Raw genomic sequence first — 19,175 nt, 5'->3', positions numbered from 1 at the left:
CTAAGATCAGGTCCCTCTCTTCCATCCTTTATTTAACTCGGGCTAGTGCCGTATTATAGATTTTTTCAATTTCCTCCGAGCCTTTATCCTTACATTGCTGAATAAAAGCAGCCCATTCCTTGTCTATTGCACCATCGGTCATAATGAATTTATCCATCGTTTGCGTCAGGTAAGCATCCAACTGCGTCCGCAACTGCTTCAATTTCTCACGCTCTTCTTTGGTAAATGCAGGATCATACGCCATTCTAAACGCTGAGCCATCTTTGATGTAGGCAAGGTTTTTATTGGTCCATTCCGTCATGAGCTTCGCTTGTCCTGGAATATCAACAGTATCATCAGCATATAGAGCAAAACCTAGGTAGCTGGTTCCAAGCTCCGATTTGATAGCTGCAAACGGATCGGTTTTATCCTTGAACTTGTTAGCAAATTCTTCTTTTCTAACCGGTTTTCCGTCAACCATCGTGTAATGCTCATTTTCAATTCCCCAGGAAAATAATTTCGTACCTTCTTCGGAGTAAATCCAATCGATATATTCGATGATTTTATCGGGATTTTTCACGCTGGCGCTAATCGCGTAGGATTCGGACAAATGGTCAAGCTGATACAGCAAACCACGCTTTACGCCCTTGTCGCTGGCAAGAATCGGCAGCATATCAAATTGCGCATCGGGATCCTTCTTCTGCAGGGCCGTATTGAAATTAACGCCAAATCCAGTATTATCCATATAATACAACGATTTGCCCGAGCTCAGCTTCTCCTGCCAAATTTGCGAGGTTGAAGTCGTATAATCCGGATCGAGCAATTTCTCGCGATACAGCTTGTTCAAGTAAGTAACAGCATCTTTAAATTGCGGCATTGCTGGTCCAAATTTATATTGCTTCAACGCCGGATCATAATAAATCTTGGCTCCACTTACATTCGTATAACCGCTGCCCATTCCAAAAGCGATCGGGTTGATCAGGTTTTCAGTGCCCGTTAACCCATTTGCCGCGCGGCTCGTGAACGGGAACGTATCCGGATAAGCTTCTTTTAGCTTTTTAAAAGCCTGATACAATTCTTCATAGGTAGTTGGGGTTGGAATATTCAGCTTTTTCAATAGATCGACCCGAATAACAGGTACCTGACCTGATTGTGAAGCACCTAACTTTTGCGCAAGCGGAAAGCCGTACAACTTGCCATCAATTTTATTTTTGTTAATTTCCGGGTTGTCTGCGATTACTTTTTTGAAGTTCGGCATCTTATCCAAATAAGGAGTCAGATCCAGAAACACACCCGTATCTGCAAAGTTGGAAATATCATCCTGCTTGACTAGCAGCACATCAGGCAGTGTATTCGTAGCAATCAACGTCTTCTTTTTATCATCGTAATTGCTTTGCGGAGTGCTTTGAATTTCAAGCTTGATGTTCTTTCTTTTCAGACTTTCCTGTACGACCATCGAGTTGGCAATCAGCGGTTGGCTCGGATGCTCATACCTCATCCATGTTACAGTTACCGGCTTTGCGTTCTTCGCATCGTCTGCTGCCTTCGTTCCTGCCTCTGGTTTTGTTCCAGCTGTGCTGCAGCCTGCTACTATAGTTCCTAATAAAGCGACCGAGCAGCCTGCGGCCAGATACCCCTTTTTGTTCATCGTCGTTCTCCTCCTTGAAACATGTAATGTTGCTTTCACACCCATAGTGTAAGCGGTATTCTGCAACCTTGAATACATCCGATACGACGCACGATGATACGTTATTCCACTTCGGACAGCGATGATACGTTATTCCACCCTGTTACAAAAGGACGATTTTCACTCTTTTCTGGCTTTGATATGGCGGTAGTCGATAGGCGAGATGCCTTCATGCTTCTTAAACATTCGGAGGAAGGTCGTTCTGCTGTTCATCCCGATCCGATCTGCAATTTCATTCACTTTCAAATCCGTCTCCGTCAGCAGCTCCTTGGCCTTGGCCATCCGGATCAAGCTGATATAATCCGTAATACTCGTTCCCGTCGTTTCTTTAAACATCCGGGAGACATACTTGGCCGACAATCCGATTTCATTCGCAATGTTTTCAAGATAAATATCCTTGGCATAGTTGCTTTCGATATAGGCAGTAATAAAAGAGATCACTGTACCCGTCCGACGCTCTCCCTTGGTCCCTGTTTCAGCAACGATCCGATCGTAGAAGTTAATCAGCCTCTCTACGCGATCCGTAAACTCATTGGGTGTTATATTTTTATTGGCAAGCACCGCATACTCCTCTTCCGTAAGGAGAAGGTATATGTCCAGCTGCCGCTCATTCGCATAGCGAATCCCTGTATTCCACAATTCAACGAGCAGGGCTCCAAGATGCGTATAGGATACGCCGCGGCTTTTATTGGCTTGGATCAGACCCTCCACCTCGGTTGCCAGTACCTCTACATTACCGGCCTTCAAGCCATTGACGATTTTTTTCTCATCCAGAAATGAGTAGTAATAGCTTTGCTCGATAGTCAGTCCGACTGCATCCGCAATGGCTATATCTGAATGATCCTTCCACTGATCCATCGCTGTAATGGCATCACTGTAGGATTTGGTAATATCGCTTACCTTGTCATACGTCTTGCCCAGTCCGATAATCAGCTCGCAGTAAATCATATCGTACTCAAAGGTTTTTTTGATGGAATCCAGCGCCAGCATCAGCCGCTCATTGTCGGCTTCCTGCTTCAAATTGACCATGCATACATAAAAATTGTGCTCATACTCCATCAAATAGCAGTTCACCTGCTGCTGCATGATCCCCCATAAAACCTTTTTCATTTTTTCCTGAATCAACAATCGGTCTGCTTCCTCAATGTCCCGGTAAAACCGTTCCTTGTAATGAAACATAAAGCAGCAGCACAAATAGCTGTCGCCACGAAAACCGATATCGTCCAGAACCTGATCCAGCGTCTCCTGCTGCGTCCAGGGCTGACCGCGAAATAAACTGGCAAAAAAATGATCCAGCAGCCCGTTGGAATATTGACTCACCTTCTGCACCGCGTCCCGATTTTGCTGGATCAACTGATCAATCCGGCTGCCAATGACACTTAACTCATCGCTGCTTCTCAGTTCATTCGTAAATTCGATTTCCTTTTCACTCTGAACGAGAATATTGCGGATGTTTTTGATGGGATTGTACAGATTCATACTGAATATAAAGGAAAAGCAAACGCCAATAATCATCAAGGTGATGCATATCCAAAATACGAGGCTCAGGATGCTCGCTGGCTCCTTGCCAAAGGCTTGAACCGGCGTAATGGAATAATAGTCCCAGCCAAAAGCTTCTGAAGGCATATGGACGACCAAGGCTTGCTCGTCAGCAACCTCCATGAACTCCGTGGAATCCGTTTTATCTAAATGCTTGCTGATTTGTTCAATCATTTCAGCACTGTAGCCGCTTTCGTTCAAAATCACTTGACGCTTTTTATCCAATATGAGATATGTAGTCGATGAATACATCGCATTATTTTTAAGGGAAGCGGAAATCGCCTGCAGTGACAGGCTTGTTACCATCGTGACCAATCTGCCATTAACATATTGGGTTGATACGCTTGGAATTACCTTTCGGGTAATATCGTTATCGATGTAGTTATGTACATCCGTTGGCGGCAGCAGCTCAAAAAAACTGCTTGCTTGCAGCTTTTTCTTCCAAAACTCTTTATCGTAGCCTTCCATCCGGTAAAACTTGTCGAAGAACATATCAAAGTCAGCCATCTCCTGGCTCGTGTAAACCTTTACCGTGTCCGTGTACATAAAAATATGATCAATGAAAGAGCTGATCGTATTCCGATTTCCCGCAATCGCTCTTACAATTAATTGCATACTCAATTTTTCTTCATTGTTCATCTGCATATAAGGCTTTAAATTTTGTTCGATAATCGGGTTTGAAAATAAATTATTGTTGGTCAATTGCGCACTGCGCAAATAAATATCAACCGTTTGTGAAGAAAACTTCAAATTATCCGTCAGCTTCTGCGAAACATCCTTTTTTACAACTTGATCAACATTGAAATACACGATCAAACCTATGATCATGATGGGAATCAATAAGGAAAGAAAGTACATCAAAATTTTGGCAAATAATTTGTTCGCCGGGAATAGCTGCTTCAATGGATGACCTTTCATCTCTGTATCCCCCTTGTTAAATACATGGGTCGGGCATGAGTATGATTCCTTATGCCCGAATCCCATTTATGCTACCTGTTTAGAAGTACGGTGAATAAGTCCCTCTGCGTTCGTTATTCACCGTACTTCTAAACTTCGCTGTGATCCCAGCGGTCCAATATTTCTTGCGGAGATGCCGTCCCGGTCTCACCACATTTCCTCACCGTAACCGCTGCCGCCAGATGTGCGAATGCTGCTGCTTCTGGCCCTGTGCACCCGGTCCCCCAAGCGGATAAAAAAGCGGCCGTGAATGAATCGCCTGCGCCCACGATATCAATAGGAGGCGGAACTGGCCGTGTCGGCACCAGTATCATCTCATTATTTTCGAACCATACGGCTCCCTTTTCCCCCAAGGTGATGCAGCAAGGAGCACCGGCCTGTTTACTCAGCTGCAATCCTGCTTTCAATATACCACTTTCTGTGGCTTGTTGATGCTTCGAGCTTCCATTATACCAGCGCAATGCCTCCAGCTCGTTCGGCTTTAGCACGACATTCTTGAATGTACCGATCCGATCTCGGCTGTCTACAACGATTTTTTTTCCCTGACTTGCCCAGTAACTCAGCCGCTCGCGGACGATAGAACCGACCACACCATACTCCAGCTGGTCGGTTACGCTGATAACATCGACTTTTTCCGCCATGCGGTCCAACTGCTGGACAACCCTGTGCCCGGCAGCGTCGGACAAACCTTCCTGATTGATAAAATCTATCCGCGGCGCCTCCTGTCGTACCTCCTGCAAGCCGTGCAGCATAACCTTGCAGTAGGCGGGAGTGACTCGCCCCGCTTCTACCTGCACAAACGCATCATCGATACCGCGTGAGCGTAAAGCTTCCTTCAGCAGATGTCCGCGCCAGTCGTCGCCTGCAATCGAGCAGAAGCTGACCTCTTCACAGCCAAGCGCTTTGAAATTAACTGCTGCATTGCCGGCCGCTCCGGGAGCGAAGCGCTCCCCAACAACCGGTACATTATAGTGCGGCGTCTCTCTGGACAATTCACTGGCCGTCATATCGGCATGCCAATACATATCGAGGCAGCCATCCCCGATCACACCCACCTTTAAGCGGGATATGCGCTGCAAAATATCGGTTACCTGCTCCCGAGGCAATCCATCAAATTGCCGGATCGAAGCCAGGTTCATCGATTCGTCACTGAGCATGAGACTGTCTCCCTTCCTGGTCCTCCGACTGGGCAGCCAGGACGATGCGGAACGTTTTCAGTTCAAATGGATTGAAGAAAGCTCCGAACCCATGCTCGCCATGCTCAACAGGAATACCCTCTTGTTCAACCAGATTGACCTCTTCGGCCTGGTCGACTTTGAAATGCGTAGTAAAGGTGACTTCACCGCGTTTACCTGCGTATTCATAGCACCGTACGATCCAGCTGTCTGAATCCTCGGCTTTCTTAACGGTATCAATCATAACATGATCACCGCTCACTCCAATAAAGCTTAACTGCGCAGGCAGAGACTGCGATTGTGGACGGCTTGCCTGAGCTGTTATTTCCGAAACCACGACAGGCACATTCAACCGATAGGCCTGCTCTACAGTACCCGCTGCGAACCAATCGCCATCATGTGGAAGCAAGGAGTACGTGAAGGTATGCTCACCCTTATCGCATTCAGGATCTGGCTTATTGGACGATTTAATCAACGTAAGCCTCATCACATGATCCTTTATGTCGTGGCCGTATTTGCAATCGTTTAATAGACTGACGCCGAATCCACGTTCGGAAAGATCCACCCATTTATGTGCGCACGTCTCAAACCGCGCATAATCCCAGCTGGTATTCCAATGAGTCGGACGTTGTACGTGTCCAAATTGAATTTCATAAGTCGCAGCTGCTGCACGAACGCATACCGGGAAAGCCACCTTCAGCAGCGTCTCACGCTCGTGCCAATCGACCCATGTGGAGAAATCAATCCGCGGATGATGTGCATGCACAATCAGCTCCTGACGGATGACCGTCTTACCATATGACCATTCAAATTGGGCAACGGCGCGCAGCGGACCTTTCTCCAGCCAGACAACCGATTGCAATTCTGTAACATGACGGACCTTTTCCACATAAAAAATATCGATTTCCCAATTGTCATGATACGCTGGTTTATCCTCGTGCACATCAAAGCGGTTGCCCGTCTCTCCCGCGGCAAGCACTTCTCGCTTCGAGCGTTTATCGAACAAACGGCTAAGCTGGCCAAACTCATTCCATTCCATATCATAAAATGGAGTCGACACTCCATTCTCTGTGAAGGAGAACGGTGAAGATTGAGTAACCTCTAGTGCTTCTGAAGTCATCGAAGCTGGTAATTTCTGCAGCTTTGCCGCAGCCAGATCGATTGTTCCGGTTGTATCTGTCGAAGCTGCTGCATCTAGTTCTTCACTTGACTCCATACGAATCGTCGTGTAGCCCATCGCCGGAATGTCGTTGACCAGCAGCAGCAGCCGATCTCCTGCTCCATCAGCATCAAATCCACGAATCCGTTCAGCGGCAAGGACACGGCCTTCAGCATCCACCCACTGCTGTCCTTCATAGTCTTCCTTCCAGGATAAGTCTACCAGCTCACTGCGCGTCCATGGCAAGGAGTTGAATATCATCCAGCCCTCGCCTTCCAAGGATACACATGAGGTTAACAGACTCAACCCATCCGTAAGTGCTCCCTGTGCCAGCCGCTCCGACTCCGCATACTCAATACGGCAATCCTCGTAAACCTCTGTAATTGAAGAGCCCGGCAAAATATCATGGAACTGGTTGCGCAGCACAATTTTCCAGCTGTCATACAGCTGCTTTTGCGGATAGCTGGAATAACCGGTGAGCGGACTGTTAAAGATCGACACAATCTCGGCATCACGCAGCAAAAATTCCATGTGGCGATTCATCTTTTTCACATAGGCCTGTGAGGTGTAGGTACCGCGATGCAGCTCCAAATACAACTCCCCGTCCCAATGGTGAACGTAGCGGTCTGTTTGCTCTACCGTTTGCTCCAGCTTGTTGAAAAATTCGTCGGCCCGACCTGTTGTCGCCTTCGGCAAGCCCGGCATATTTTCCAGTCTTCTGCGCATTTCCAGCATCGTACGTGTCGGTCCACCGCCACCGTCTCCCCAACCGTAGGATAATAGCAGCTCGGAATCGTTGACTTCCTTATCACGGTAATTGTTCCAGATCCCGCTTAATGTAGCAGGCAGCACCTGACCGTTGTAGGTATAGAAGCGGGTGAATGTGCTCTCCGGAATATCAGGGTCTGGCGTCGTAATATAATGCGTCAGCACCTCTGTCCCATCAATTCCGCGCCAATAAAAGGTATCGTGCGGAAAGCGGTTATATACATTCCAGCTGATTTTGGACGTCATAAAATGGCGCAGTCCGCTCTTTTGTAAAATTTGCGGCAGTGCCCAGCTGTACCCGAACACATCGGGCAGCCATAAATATTCGCATTTCACACCGAAGGTGTGCTCGAAGTAGCGTATGCCATACAGAAGCTGGCGGACAAGCGACTCCCCGGAAGGGATGTTGCAGTCCGACTCCAGCCACATAGCGCCTCCAGCCTCCCAGCGTCCTTCCTGAACACGCTCTTTAATTTTGGCAAAAACCTCAGGGTAATCCTGCTGGATGTATTCATACAGCTGCGGCTGCGTTTGTAAAAACACATATTCCGGGAACTGCTCCATCAAACGCAGCACCGTCGAGAAAGAACGAACTGCTTTCTCCCGCGTATGCTTCAATCGCCACAGCCAGGCCACATCGATATGTGTATGACCGATGCAGCGAACGGTTAGAGGCTGGTAGGCGGGCAGCTTCGCCAGCTCATCCTTCAGCTTTTGATTAGCCTCCTTAACGCTTGCGTAGAATACCTCATCTCCAGGAACCCTCCAATTCAGCAGAAGAAAAGCACGGTCAAGCGCTTTCACCAACGCCTGTCGTTCCCAGCGGTTCTCCTCCAATACCTGAATCGTATGATACACAGCAAACGCGGTATGATACAAGTCGTCCGTTTCCGTTTCGAGCACGGCAAATGCGGACGTCCGGAGCTGATGCTCCTGCACGGTTTTCGTACCATCGGCTCCGCTTAATCCGCTCCACACTTTAAATAACAGCTCCACCTTTTGCCCTCTATACGATTCGGGGAACCATACCTCCGTATGATTGCTGCCCACACCCTGATAAGGCTCTCCATTCACATAGAGCAGTGATTCGAAGCCCCAGTTATGACCGGATCCGGTTTTGCCAAAATCGAACAAGCCAACAATTTGTCTGTCCGTCCATTCCGCGGGGATGGTTGCTTCGGTTTTCAACCAAGCGGTCAAATCCCAGCCTTTCCATCTGTCGCCGATAGCGATACGGTCCCAGGCTGCATCCTCAGGCGGCTTCACGGCAATTTCTGCCTCCTTATCGATCCAAAACAAGTAGGAGGGCAGCTCACGATGATCGATATAACGGTGCTCCTTCAACTCCTCAATACGCTTCCCTAATTTATCCAATGTTAAAAACATGTATAATCCCCCTTAAAGTTTTCGTAAGAAAACTTACTTCGTAAGCTTCTACTTTGTTTCGCAAGAAAACTTGCTTCGTCAGTCCGGCACCTATGTACCCTTTTAGCTATTCAATCCCAACCATTGCTTCCATTTCGTCATGTCCGTGAAATCCCCCGCTATCCAGTCCGCTCCTGCAGCATGCAATCTTTCCAGCTTGATGGGATTCAGTCCCTCACGCTTGTCTTCGTCACTAGCCAGCCCAAACGCCAACGCACCATTTTCCTTAGCCAACCTGATCTCTACCTTGCCATCTCCAATGACCGCAAGCCCTTCACTATCGAACTGCTCATGCCCCAGCAGATCCCTGATGACCTTCTCCTTGGAGCAGTCCGCACGTCCAACCGGAGCGCCGGCAATTTCTTTGAAATACGTTCTGACGCCGAGCACCTCAGCCTCATGAACGACATCGGGATGGTCGGTCCCACTCGCGATGTACATCGGGATTCCACACTGCTGCAGCAGCTCAAGTATATGTTCCGAACCCTTTATCAAAAAATCCGAAGGTTGATACAGCCCCGTTTCTAAGCCCCTGATCCGCTCATTCACCTGGAGCAGCAGACGCCTGTTGTATTCCGCTTTATACTCCCATTCTCCGAGTATTTCCGCATTCCAGCCCTTTTCCTTTACCTTTTCGGCCAGCCAGCGCATCTGGAAAATAGTTTGAATCCCTGTGGATTGATCAATGTAATCAATAATTTCCTCATTCAGCTTCTCTGCTTCCTCAGCTGTCAGTTGGTGATCGCCTGTAATCATTTCCGTAAAAAGAGGAATCATGACCTCCTCCCAACCTGCCCTAAGTGTAGATAGTGTACCGTCAAAATCGAACAGCACCGCTTTAATCCGAACTGCCTGCTTTTCACTTGTCATTCGAGCCCGTCTCCTTTTATCTGGATGATGATGGATGATATTGCTTTCTATGAAACATCGAGTAGCTAATTTTTCAAAGGATCAACTATTGGTTTCAGCTGCTTCAATCGCTTTCCAGATTGCCGGAATGGTCTCCTGATGCAAGCCTTCAAAATGAAAACCTTTCCCCCCAAGACTGGTAGGACGATGTACGATATTTTTGCGCGGACGGTAGTAATACTCCCAATCGGCATAACCGACTTTAAGCGAATAATCACCAAGCCGGATAATATCAAAGTTAGCGGTCGTAATCTGATTCACAGGATATTGCAAATTTCTGGCGATCGACAGTGCCTTCAGAAATACCTCAGGCCCCGTAACCGATGAGCCAAAGTTCATGAACACCCCGCCCTCCAGATGCGCAACTGTGTGACAATACGATTGAAAATCATAGCCGCTGGCACCAGCCTGAATGCTTAAATTCGATTTCGGGTGCAATTGGATATCATCGGTACCTATCGTAATATGACATGTATAAGGAATATCGTATTTGGCGCATGCCCCAAGCAAGCTCTCTTCAAGGTAGGGCAGCTTGTGCGAATGCTTACGACTATAATCGATCAAGCTTTCACCATAACCACGTTTGGACACATGGCCATCCTCAAGTGCCTGATGGATCAAATCTCCTGCCTCCTGCCACATGCCCAGCTTTCCTTCGCGTAAATAACCATCCTCCCGCTCTTCTGCCTGCCCGCTTATTGCAAGCTCTACATCCTGAAAGCAGGAGGCTCCATTCACAGCCAGATGGCTAATGAAACCTCGTCGGATCAGATCAATCAGCAAACGGTTAACGCCGCTGCCTATCATATTGCCTCCAATGGAGACGAGAATTCGGTTGCTGTGCGCTCTGGCTAGCAGCAGCCGCTGCATGAATTCGTCTAAATGCGGAGATTGCCACGGTTGCTGCGAAGCAGCATGCTTCGAGCTCGTTTCGCCAGCTGCGCTTGCTGATGGATCGACCAAATTCTTCACATGCAGCTTGCTGACTCTTGTACCGATTGGATAAAGGACGGTTTTATTTCCATCGGTTGATGCCGGTTCGATGCCTTGATTGACCTCACTCTTGTCGGCCGTTGGTGGGAATTCAATCCCAAGCTCCTGCTTTCTCCTCAAAAGACTGTGAAACAACGCCGGGATCGTCTGCTGATGCAGCCCGTGAAATAAATAACCTTTCCCGCCAAGCTCACTGAACCTATCGATAAACACACGGCGCGGACGATAGTGGTAATCAGGGTCAGTGGGTTCCGGCTTATCATCTGCGGACACGGGTACAATATCGAAGTTGGCCGCGATCATATCGTGCATGGGCAGACCATGGTTACGGGCAAGCGATAATCCTTTAAGAAAAATTTCCGGTCCTGATATAGCTGATCCAAAATTAAGAAATACACCTCCGTCACTCATCTCCGCAACGGACTTGCACATGCGGTCAAAATCCACACCGGAAGCCTTTCCCAAAGCCGCAAAATCTACGATGGGATGCTGGTGAATAATATCGGTTCCAATGGAGATATGGCATGTATAGGGGACGCCATACTTCTGGCACTGCACGAACACGCAGTCATCGTAATACGGGAACTTATCAGGATTCGCTGACAAATACTTGTATAGACTGGCACCGTAGCCCAAGCCTTGCTCTGCTCCCTGTTGGATCGCTTCATTCATATAGCGACCGGTTTCCTCCCACATCCCAAAAGAGCCGTCCTCAATGGAGCGGGCTACATCCTCGGAGGTTTCACCTAGAAAGGCCAGCTCAAAATCATGAATGCTGGTAGCCCCATTGCCGGAAACATGCGTCACAAATCCGTGCCTGACCAATTCGATGATATATCGGGACAAACCGTTTTTAATGACATGCGCGCCCATCGACCAGATCACTGGTTTGCCAGCCAGACGTTTTTCAAGAATATGCTCGATCAGCTGCTGAAACTCAGGAGCCTCTGTGGCCGTTAAAGCTTCAGCTTGATCTTCATAGGGACGGGCCATGTTGGTGATCGTGACCAGATTCGTCCGTGAATAGACGGAATTTGTCTTAATACCTTCAAAAGATAATCGTTGTGTATGTGCCACTTGGTTCCTCCTTAGAGTTTTGCGTTAGCAAAACTAACTTCGTAAGCATTGACCTTAGAGTTTTGCGCATGCAAAACTCACTTCGTTACAGAAATTGCCTCAATCTCCAACCAGGAAGAAATGCTCCCCCCGGCAGGGATCTCCAGCGCGTATCCTTGCTCAGCCGCTTCACTCAATGTCAATTTCGGTGGAATATTGAACATTTCCAGCCCTATATTATAATCCCGGCCAAAAAAGGGAGCATCGCGGTCAGCCATGAAATTTTGCCAATACCACAAATACGGCCATACCTCGCCATCCCAGCGAACCTCAAGCGCTACCTCTTTTAGTGGATGGGTCACACGATATTGATAAGCTGCCAATTTAATGAACAGCAGATCCCTTTCGGTACCTGGAGCAGGCATGATCGATAAATCTACAGCAGTACCATCTTTTATCATATATGGCCATTCCCAGCTTTCACCGCTGATCGGGTCGCATATTTGTGCGCCTTCTCCTAGGGAAATTACCGCTTCCCTTCCAACAAACGGAGCGCCGTAAGCCAAATGATGCCCCCAGTTCGCCTCTACCGACGTTGCTGGTGACAAGTTGTACAGTGTCTCCTCGATTCTCACCGTCCCACTTCCCGTGGTGAGTGTTATCCGCTTTTCCACACGTAAAGGCAGAGAACGAATAGAGTTGGTCAGCACAACCTGAATTTCGTCAGGTTCGTCCTTTATTATGCGGTAGTCCCATGGCGTCACGGCCGACTCTCCACGGTGCACGGTTGCTCCCCGATATTGCGAGGTATAGCTCACCTCCGGCAGCATTTCCTGCCACCCGCCCATATAGCTGCTTTGATAATCCGAATACAATGCGTTAGCGCGAACCAAGCCCTGCCCTGATATCCAGATGAAATCGGTATCTGTAGGTTTATGCAGCCAACGAATAGGCTCCGCTCCTTTATCCAACAGCAAATGTATAAGCAGCTTGTCATTTTCCAGCAGCAGTGAACGGTAGCCTTTGTATTGAATGTCATCAACAATCCGACAGCCTTCATTACGCAGCGATCGATACAGTAAATCGGCCATTTTGCACCTCTTTTTATATTTACTTAATTATTAAGTTAATTATTCAAAAAAAATTTGGTCCGCCCCCTGTCCAGAACGGACAGGGATTAGCTATCTTGTAGCGACAACAAGCGAACAGGCTCAGATAACAGGAAGCCCAGCATTAAGGCAGCAGCACCAACCGCACTTTGAGACGTCCCAAAGGTAGCTGGCTCTATTCTCAAGCGGTCTTTGGCAAAAGCATACAGCCTCGACTGCAAACGCGGCTTCAATTGGTCCAAATGCTCTGCCAGCAACGGAAACAATCTGCCTCCGAGTAAAATGAGCTCGGGATCGTACAGATTCTGAACATTGACCAAGGCTGCCTCCAAATAAGCAAGCGTCTCGTCGATACACCGAAGGGCTTCAGGCTCCCCCTGCCGTATCGCTGTCTGCAGCTCCATAAGCGTGCTGCCCTGTGACCAACGGCTCAGAATGCCCGGGATGGAACCGACTGTTTCCCAACAACCGCGGTTGCCGCAATCACACATTTTACCATCCAGCACAATCGTCATATGGCCGACCTGACCGCATAGTCCATTCGTTCCGCGAACGATTTTACCATTGGTAACAACACCGCCACCAATCCCGGTTCCCATTGTAATGGAAACGAGATTTTGCACACTTTTTCCAAGACCATACCAGCGTTCAGCCATTGCCGAGGTTCTGGCATCATCCTCAATCAGTGTGACAAGGTCAAATTGCTGCTCCAGCATCTGCTTCAGCGGATAGCCTTTCCAGCCGGGAAAGTTGGGAGGTGCAAGGAGCGACCCACTCTCATAGTGGATCGGGCCCGGAATACCTACTCCCAATCCAAGGATTTTTTCGCCAGCAGCTTCAATCTCCTGCTTTACTGTCGTTAGAGTCGGCGTGATGACCTGAAAATAGGCTTCCGGCCCTTGAACGCCATTCATCTCTCGTTCAATAGATTGTAGGATGGTTCCATTCAGATCCATCACTATGATTTCAAAGCTGGTGCGTCCGATATCCAACCCGATAATGCGGTAAAAGCGCGGGTCAAAACCGAGCATAACCCGTCTGCGCCCGACATTCCCCGAAATGGCTTCATTTTCCCGCAAAATGCCCAATTGTATCAGATCATGTGTAAGATTGGTGATTGTACCTGAAGTCAGCCCCGTTAGCTCGACCAATTCCACACGCGAAATTTGACGATATTCCCAAATCCGTTCAAGGATCTCTGACATATTTTTTTGTTTAACCTGCTGTAAATAAATCATTTTGTTAGAGATACTCGCTCATTCCTTTAATTTTCTTAATGATTTAGTTAATTCACATTATACATGTGGTACCCGCATTTTGTAAATCCCCAATTATAAGCATCATACCGCATGCAGCAGTGAAAGTCACCTTAAGCTATCCATCTCGAAGAACGTTGACATCACCAAAAAACGATGCTATATTTAATTTCGAGTATTACACTGTGAATAATATGTTTATATTTGCTACCGGATCACCGGAGACTGGCCTAATGGCTGAAGTCTTCGGTTTTTTTGTTGTCCAGCAGTCATACTTCTTCAAGTTGAAAAGGGGAAACCGCGATGAATACCACAATAAGCCAATTACAGCAGCACCGCTCCATCCGTAAGTATAAACCAGATTTATTGACCGATGAACAGCTCCAAGCCATTATCCAGTCCGCACAAAGTGCTCCCACCTCCAGCAACATGCAGGCGTATAGTGTCATTGCTGTAACGAACCCCGAAATCAAGAGTGAGCTTGCTAAATTGGCTGCCAATCAGTCGTATATTGAGGAATGTCCTGTATTCCTGGTCTGGTGCGCCGATTTGTACCGCCTTCAATATGCCACCGCATCAGTAGAAGACATTCAAATACCGACCACAACTGAAATTTTTATTATCGCAACGGTTGATGCCGCACTGGCAGCCCAAAATGCTACACTGGCAGCCGAATCACTTGGACTCGGGGCCGTCTATATCGGAGGGATTCGCGACAATATTCGCAAGGTGTCCGAGCTTTTACGATTGCCTAAGCTGGTTTATCCGGTTTTTGGCATGTGTGTCGGTTACCCGGATCAAGAGCCGACCTCCCGTCCCCGTCTACCTGTAGAAACGATCCTTCATCGGGAGCATTACTCCACCGACCATTACGACGAAGGCATTGAACATTATAATCAGTCATTGCAGGCTTTTATGGCAACTCGCGTAGGTGGCAATCGAGACACGAACTGGTCCAAGGAAATGGCTAAACGTCTGAAATCCCGAAAACGCGATGATGTCACGGAATTCCTCCACGATCAGGGATTTGAACTAAATTAAAACTCAGTTAATGCTTACGATGCCAGTTTTGCATTCGCAAAACTTAGTTAATGCTTACGATGTCAGTTTTGCATTCGCAAAACTTTAAGGAGGGCCTCCATGCTTGATTTGATTATTATTGGTGCGGGTCCCTATGGGATTTCCTTGGCAGCTCATGCTTCCGCTCACGGTTTGACTTACAAATTGCTGGGATATCCCATGCATTTTTGGCAAAACCAAATGCCGCAGGAGATGTTTATCCGTACCAATCCGATTTCCATAGGACTTTCCGATCCACAGAACTTGTATACGCTGGACCGTTTTTCAGAAGAAACTGGGGTCGAGATTACGACTCCGCTGCCCCGCCCTGTTTTTGTTCATTATGCCATGTGGTTTGCTGATAAAACGAATGTCGTATTTACGCCTGAGTATGTATCTCATCTGCAGCGGATTGAAGCCATTAAAGACGGATATTCGGTCATCACCGAATCCGGTCAAATATACTCTGCTCATAACGTTATCGTGGCAACAGGTCTGCAGCACTACGCTTATATTCCGGAGGTATTCGCAGGTATTTCCTCTGACCTCGTATCCCATACATTTGGCTACAGCAGCTTCAGCTCATTTACTGGGAAAAAGGTTGCTGTAATCGGAAGCGGACAAAGCGCGTGGGAAGCAGCAGCCCTGCTGCATCTCGCGGACAGCGAATGCGAATTGCTTTATCGGCGTGAAACTCCGAACTATAGTGTCAAAGCTGCTACTGGTATCGAATTAATTGAGCTGGCCAATACCTTTTACGATTTGCCGCTGGAGCAAAAGCAAGCACGATGGGCAAAACCAGCCGGCAGCATTGCCAATTTCCTGCGTCCTTATGTCGAGGGCAAAATACGAGAGACGGCTCATGTATCAGTTGAGCAGGCAGTTACGACCGCTGACGGCAAGCTGTTTTTTAAGCTAACCAATGGTGAGCATCGTATCGTCGATCATGTGCTGGCCGCTACCGGATTCCAAATTCAATTGGACCGTGTCCCATTCATCGATCAGCATTTGCTGCAGCAAATTAAGCGTGAAGAAGCTGGATATGATCAATACCCTCTGCTAGACGCCCATTTCCAAAGCAGCCTTCCAGGACTTTATTTTGCAGGCCCACTCTCCTCCCACACACATGGCCCCGCATTCCGATTTATCGCCGGGTTAAACAAGGCCTGCAAATCGATTATTCCAGAGATTAGTCGAGTACAGACTGTCGTGTAAACAAAGACCCCACCAATTCCACGAAATCGTGGTTTTGGTGGGGTCTTTTTATTTGTACGATGTACGATATGCTTCCCAGCTGTAGTAGAATGCCTAGTTCGTAACTGCATGACGCAGATTAACAGGACGGGCCAGTCCCAGGTTCTCACGAAGGGTTGTGCCTTCATAAGCTGTGCGGAACAATCCACGATTTTGCAGCTCCGGGATCACCTTATCGACAAATATCTCAAGTCCGCTCGGGAATATCGGCGGCATCAGGTTAAAGCCATCTGCGCCCCGCTCTTTAAACCAATGCTCGATCACATCCGCAAGCTGAAGAGGCGTTCCAGTAAAGGTAAGATGTCCCCGGGCACCAGCCAGATGCGTAATAAGCTCACGAAACGTAGGTTGTTCTGTATGGATCTGGTCGATCAGCAGCTGGTGCCGACTTTTCATGCCTTGAATCGTTTCAACACTGCGTGCACCTTCTAGAGAAGGAATCCGGCTGTCGGGCGAATATCCGCTGAAGTCGATTCCGAGCCTTTCGGAAAGCCGCTGAATCGCTCCCTTCCAATCGGTCAGCTCAAACAGCTCATTTTCAATATCCTTCGCTTCTGCAACCGTATCGGCAAGAATCGGGCTAAGTCCCGGCAAAATTTGCAGCTGCTCCGGGGTACGTCCATATTTGGCTAATCTTGATTTGACATCGCGATAGAAATCCTGTGCACCTGCTAACGATTGCTGTGCCGTGAAGATCACTTCCGCCGTTTTGGCTGCAAGCTCTTTGCCGCTGTCTGAGGAGCCAGCCTGCACCAGTACAGGATGCCCCTGTGGTCCACGTGGAATATTGAGCGGCCCCTTGACCGAATAGCTGCTTCCTTTAAAGTCGATTTCATGGACTTTACTGCTATCGATCTGGATACCCGCCTGTTTGTCATATACGAGAGCATCATCCTCCCAGCTATCCCATAGCTGCTTGACAACCTCCACGAACTCCTCTGCATTTTCATAGCGCTTGGCATGCTCAGGGTGTTCGTCCAGTCCGAAGTTATGTGCATCCGAGCCACCGCCGGTTACAATATTCCAGGCAGCTCTTCCACCGCTCAGATGATCCAGGGATACGAATTTACGTGCTACATGGAAGGGCTCATTGTAGGTCGTGTTGACCGTTGCAATCAGGCCGATATGCTTGGTTACCGTAGCCAAGCCTGAGAGCAAAGTGAACGGCTCAAAGCGTCTCCAGGTTCCCGAATAATTATCGGAAATAAATAGGGAATCCAGCAGACCGCGCTCGGCCGTTTGGGCCAAGTGCTTGTAAAAGTTCACATCCAGTGTGCGCTCCGGCTGGGCAAGCGGATGTCTCCAGGCTGCCTCATGGTGTCCTGCCATAAAAAGAAATAAGTTAATATGCAGCTTCCGATCTGTCTCACTCATGAATAAACACCTCGTTTTTTAAGATGAATTCGAGAGAGCACAGCTCAAGCCATCATGGCACTGTACTCCCTCCAGCAGAACTATTGATTTTTTTGCAATCGCTCGACTTCTTTATCAATGCTCTCCGATGCTTTACGGATGGCTGTATTGACGTCGGTACCCTTGGCAATACCTGCCGCCGCTTCCGTTACAAATTTATTAATATCAAGCTCAAACTGGTGCGAGGTATGCTCCTGAATTGGCTTGACAGCAAATACATTTTGCACCTTTTTGCCTTTGAGCACCGGAAGGTCGGCTCCGTATTCTTTTTCCAATTCCGGGTTAATGATCGCAGGTACTCTGCCGTTACGAGACAAGATCCTTTGCGTGTCATCGGACAAAATATGTGCGATCGCCTGGAACGCCTCGTCCTTATGTGTGCTCTTGGTAAATACGGACAGTGTATGGTTTTGCGCCTCACGCGACTTGCCCAGCTGATCGCTGAATGTAGGCACAGGTGCGATATCCCAATTCACTTCAAGTCCCTGTTGGCGAAGCTCTTCAAGCGGCCCTACCATATTGGCCAGCCATGTAGGCCTCATCGCCAGATTGCGGTCCTTCATAAACTCATCGCGTCCGTACACGTATTTATCAGCTTTGCCGATATAACCGGGAATTTCATAATTTTGCTTGGCAATGTTGAATACACGAACCCAATCCGGTGTGCTTAATAACGATTTACCTGTCTTCGGATCGATAACAGGCAGTGCCAGATTTTTGGCAATCCCGATTGGGCCTTCGGCATCAATACCGATATAGTTCACACCATTCTCCGTACGAGTCAGCTGACGTCCCAGCTCCAACGCCTGCTCCCAGGTCATCTGGGTATCGGACGGGTAAGGAACGCCGAACTTATCAAAAATATCTTTATTGTAGTAAAGAATATGTTGATTGGAGTTAAACGGAAGCTCCAGCAGCTCACCTTTATTGGATAATTCCTTGGCATAGCTCAACATCTCCGGCTTAATTCGGGTAAGATCAAAATTATACTTTTTTACATACTCGTTCAAATCCAGCAGTACGCCCAAGCTAATAACTTTACGGTGTGAGCTGGAGCTGGAATAAATGATATCGGGTATTTGCCCGGAGGAAAAGAAATCCTCCGGTGTTGTGCCTGTAGGCGGCTCGATCCGTTCCACCTTGATATTCGGAAACTTTTTATTAACAGGATCGGCAATAAATGTTTTAAATTCGGTATTCGTAAACGTACCGCTGCTGTTGTAAAATTTCAAGGTGATAGGCTCGGTGCTGGCTGCTGCATCCTTTGGTGCCGATGAGGCTCCAGGCTTGGCAGGGTCCGTCGCTGCTGCGGTTGGAGCCTCTTTCGAGCAGGCTGAAAGTATAATTAGAATAAAAATAAGAGCTACGGTTATTGAATGTTTGAACTTCATTTGGTCTGCACCCCTTGATTATGTTTAGTTATAGCTGTGTGATCAA

At 48.0% G+C, this 19,175-nt stretch carries 12 protein-coding genes; 2 read left to right on the top strand and 10 right to left on the bottom strand.

Annotation, left to right across the window (positions count from 1 at the left end; all coding sequences use genetic code 11):
• Positions 1-28 precede the first annotated feature (28 nt).
• The 8 genes from OB236_RS19710 to OB236_RS19675 form a co-directional block, all read right to left on the bottom strand.
• On the bottom strand, positions 29-1,627 hold the full coding sequence (locus OB236_RS19710) for an extracellular solute-binding protein (RefSeq protein ID WP_262685535.1): 1,599 nt from the start codon (positions 1,625-1,627) through the stop codon (positions 29-31).
• Positions 1,628-1,786: 159 nt separating this feature from the next.
• Positions 1,787-4,123 (bottom strand): helix-turn-helix domain-containing protein, encoded by a 2,337-nt coding sequence (locus OB236_RS19705; RefSeq protein ID WP_262685534.1) that lies wholly within the window; start codon positions 4,121-4,123, stop codon positions 1,787-1,789.
• Between the two features lie 128 nt (positions 4,124-4,251).
• Positions 4,252-5,319 (bottom strand): bifunctional heptose 7-phosphate kinase/heptose 1-phosphate adenyltransferase, encoded by a 1,068-nt coding sequence (locus tag OB236_RS19700; protein WP_262685533.1) that lies wholly within the window; start codon positions 5,317-5,319, stop codon positions 4,252-4,254.
• Positions 5,309-8,650 (bottom strand): alpha-mannosidase, encoded by a 3,342-nt coding sequence (locus OB236_RS19695; RefSeq protein ID WP_262685532.1) that lies wholly within the window; start codon positions 8,648-8,650, stop codon positions 5,309-5,311. Before OB236_RS19695 ends, OB236_RS19700 begins: the two co-directional genes overlap by 11 nt.
• A 102-nt stretch (positions 8,651-8,752) precedes the next feature.
• Positions 8,753-9,559 carry an HAD family hydrolase gene (locus OB236_RS19690; protein ID WP_262685531.1) on the bottom strand — a complete coding sequence of 269 codons (807 nt, stop codon included), beginning with the start codon at positions 9,557-9,559 and terminating at the stop codon, positions 8,753-8,755.
• Between the two features lie 81 nt (positions 9,560-9,640).
• Positions 9,641-11,668, bottom strand: a complete 2,028-nt coding sequence (locus OB236_RS19685) for a hypothetical protein (protein ID WP_262685530.1) — start codon at positions 11,666-11,668, stop codon at positions 9,641-9,643.
• A 77-nt stretch (positions 11,669-11,745) separates the two neighbouring features.
• Positions 11,746-12,738 (bottom strand): aldose 1-epimerase family protein, encoded by a 993-nt coding sequence (locus OB236_RS19680; RefSeq protein ID WP_262685529.1) that lies wholly within the window; start codon positions 12,736-12,738, stop codon positions 11,746-11,748.
• Between the two features lie 86 nt (positions 12,739-12,824).
• Positions 12,825-13,961, bottom strand: a complete 1,137-nt coding sequence (locus tag OB236_RS19675) for an ROK family protein (RefSeq protein ID WP_262685528.1) — start codon at positions 13,959-13,961, stop codon at positions 12,825-12,827.
• A gap of 354 nt (positions 13,962-14,315) precedes the next feature.
• Between OB236_RS19675 and nfsA the strand changes: the two genes are divergently transcribed.
• Together nfsA and OB236_RS19665 are read left to right on the top strand one after the other, a co-directional pair.
• A complete protein-coding gene (nfsA, locus tag OB236_RS19670; RefSeq protein WP_262685527.1) occupies positions 14,316-15,053 on the top strand; it encodes an oxygen-insensitive NADPH nitroreductase in 738 nt (245 codons plus the stop codon).
• 99 nt (positions 15,054-15,152) lie between these two features.
• Positions 15,153-16,286: an NAD(P)-binding domain-containing protein gene (locus OB236_RS19665; protein ID WP_262685526.1), complete on the top strand. Its 1,134-nt coding sequence runs from the start codon at positions 15,153-15,155 to the stop codon at positions 16,284-16,286.
• Positions 16,287-16,379: 93 nt separating this feature from the next.
• Here OB236_RS19665 and OB236_RS19660 read toward each other — a convergent pair whose 3' ends face one another.
• Both OB236_RS19660 and OB236_RS19655 read right to left on the bottom strand, forming a co-directional pair.
• On the bottom strand, positions 16,380-17,699 hold the full coding sequence (locus tag OB236_RS19660; RefSeq protein ID WP_262685525.1) for an LLM class flavin-dependent oxidoreductase: 1,320 nt from the start codon (positions 17,697-17,699) through the stop codon (positions 16,380-16,382).
• 80 nt (positions 17,700-17,779) lie between these two features.
• On the bottom strand, positions 17,780-19,129 hold the full coding sequence (locus OB236_RS19655; protein ID WP_262685524.1) for an ABC transporter substrate-binding protein: 1,350 nt from the start codon (positions 19,127-19,129) through the stop codon (positions 17,780-17,782).
• Between the last annotated feature and the right edge of the window lie 46 nt (positions 19,130-19,175).

Source organism: Paenibacillus baimaensis (genome assembly GCF_025567575.1).
Note: the sequence above shows the minus strand (reverse complement) of the source record. Positions and strands in the feature narration are given on the sequence as shown.

What these genes read in the sequence shown, in the direction of transcription:
- OB236_RS19680 (WP_262685529.1), bottom strand. Translation starts at nt 12,738, where the DNA reads ATGGCCGATTTACTGTATCGATCGCTGCGTAATGAAGGCTGTCGGATT.
- OB236_RS19660 (WP_262685525.1), bottom strand. Translation starts at nt 17,699, where the DNA reads ATGAGTGAGACAGATCGGAAGCTGCATATTAACTTATTTCTTTTTATG.
- OB236_RS19675 (WP_262685528.1), bottom strand. Translation starts at nt 13,961, where the DNA reads ATGTCAGAGATCCTTGAACGGATTTGGGAATATCGTCAAATTTCGCGT.
- OB236_RS19710 (WP_262685535.1), bottom strand. Translation starts at nt 1,627, where the DNA reads ATGAACAAAAAGGGGTATCTGGCCGCAGGCTGCTCGGTCGCTTTATTA.
- OB236_RS19700 (WP_262685533.1), bottom strand. Translation starts at nt 5,319, where the DNA reads ATGCTCAGTGACGAATCGATGAACCTGGCTTCGATCCGGCAATTTGAT.
- OB236_RS19665 (WP_262685526.1), top strand. Translation starts at nt 15,153, where the DNA reads ATGCTTGATTTGATTATTATTGGTGCGGGTCCCTATGGGATTTCCTTG.
- OB236_RS19695 (WP_262685532.1), bottom strand. Translation starts at nt 8,650, where the DNA reads ATGTTTTTAACATTGGATAAATTAGGGAAGCGTATTGAGGAGTTGAAG.
- OB236_RS19690 (WP_262685531.1), bottom strand. Translation starts at nt 9,559, where the DNA reads ATGACAAGTGAAAAGCAGGCAGTTCGGATTAAAGCGGTGCTGTTCGAT.
- OB236_RS19655 (WP_262685524.1), bottom strand. Translation starts at nt 19,129, where the DNA reads ATGAAGTTCAAACATTCAATAACCGTAGCTCTTATTTTTATTCTAATT.
- OB236_RS19705 (WP_262685534.1), bottom strand. Translation starts at nt 4,123, where the DNA reads ATGAAAGGTCATCCATTGAAGCAGCTATTCCCGGCGAACAAATTATTT.
- nfsA (WP_262685527.1), top strand. Translation starts at nt 14,316, where the DNA reads ATGAATACCACAATAAGCCAATTACAGCAGCACCGCTCCATCCGTAAG.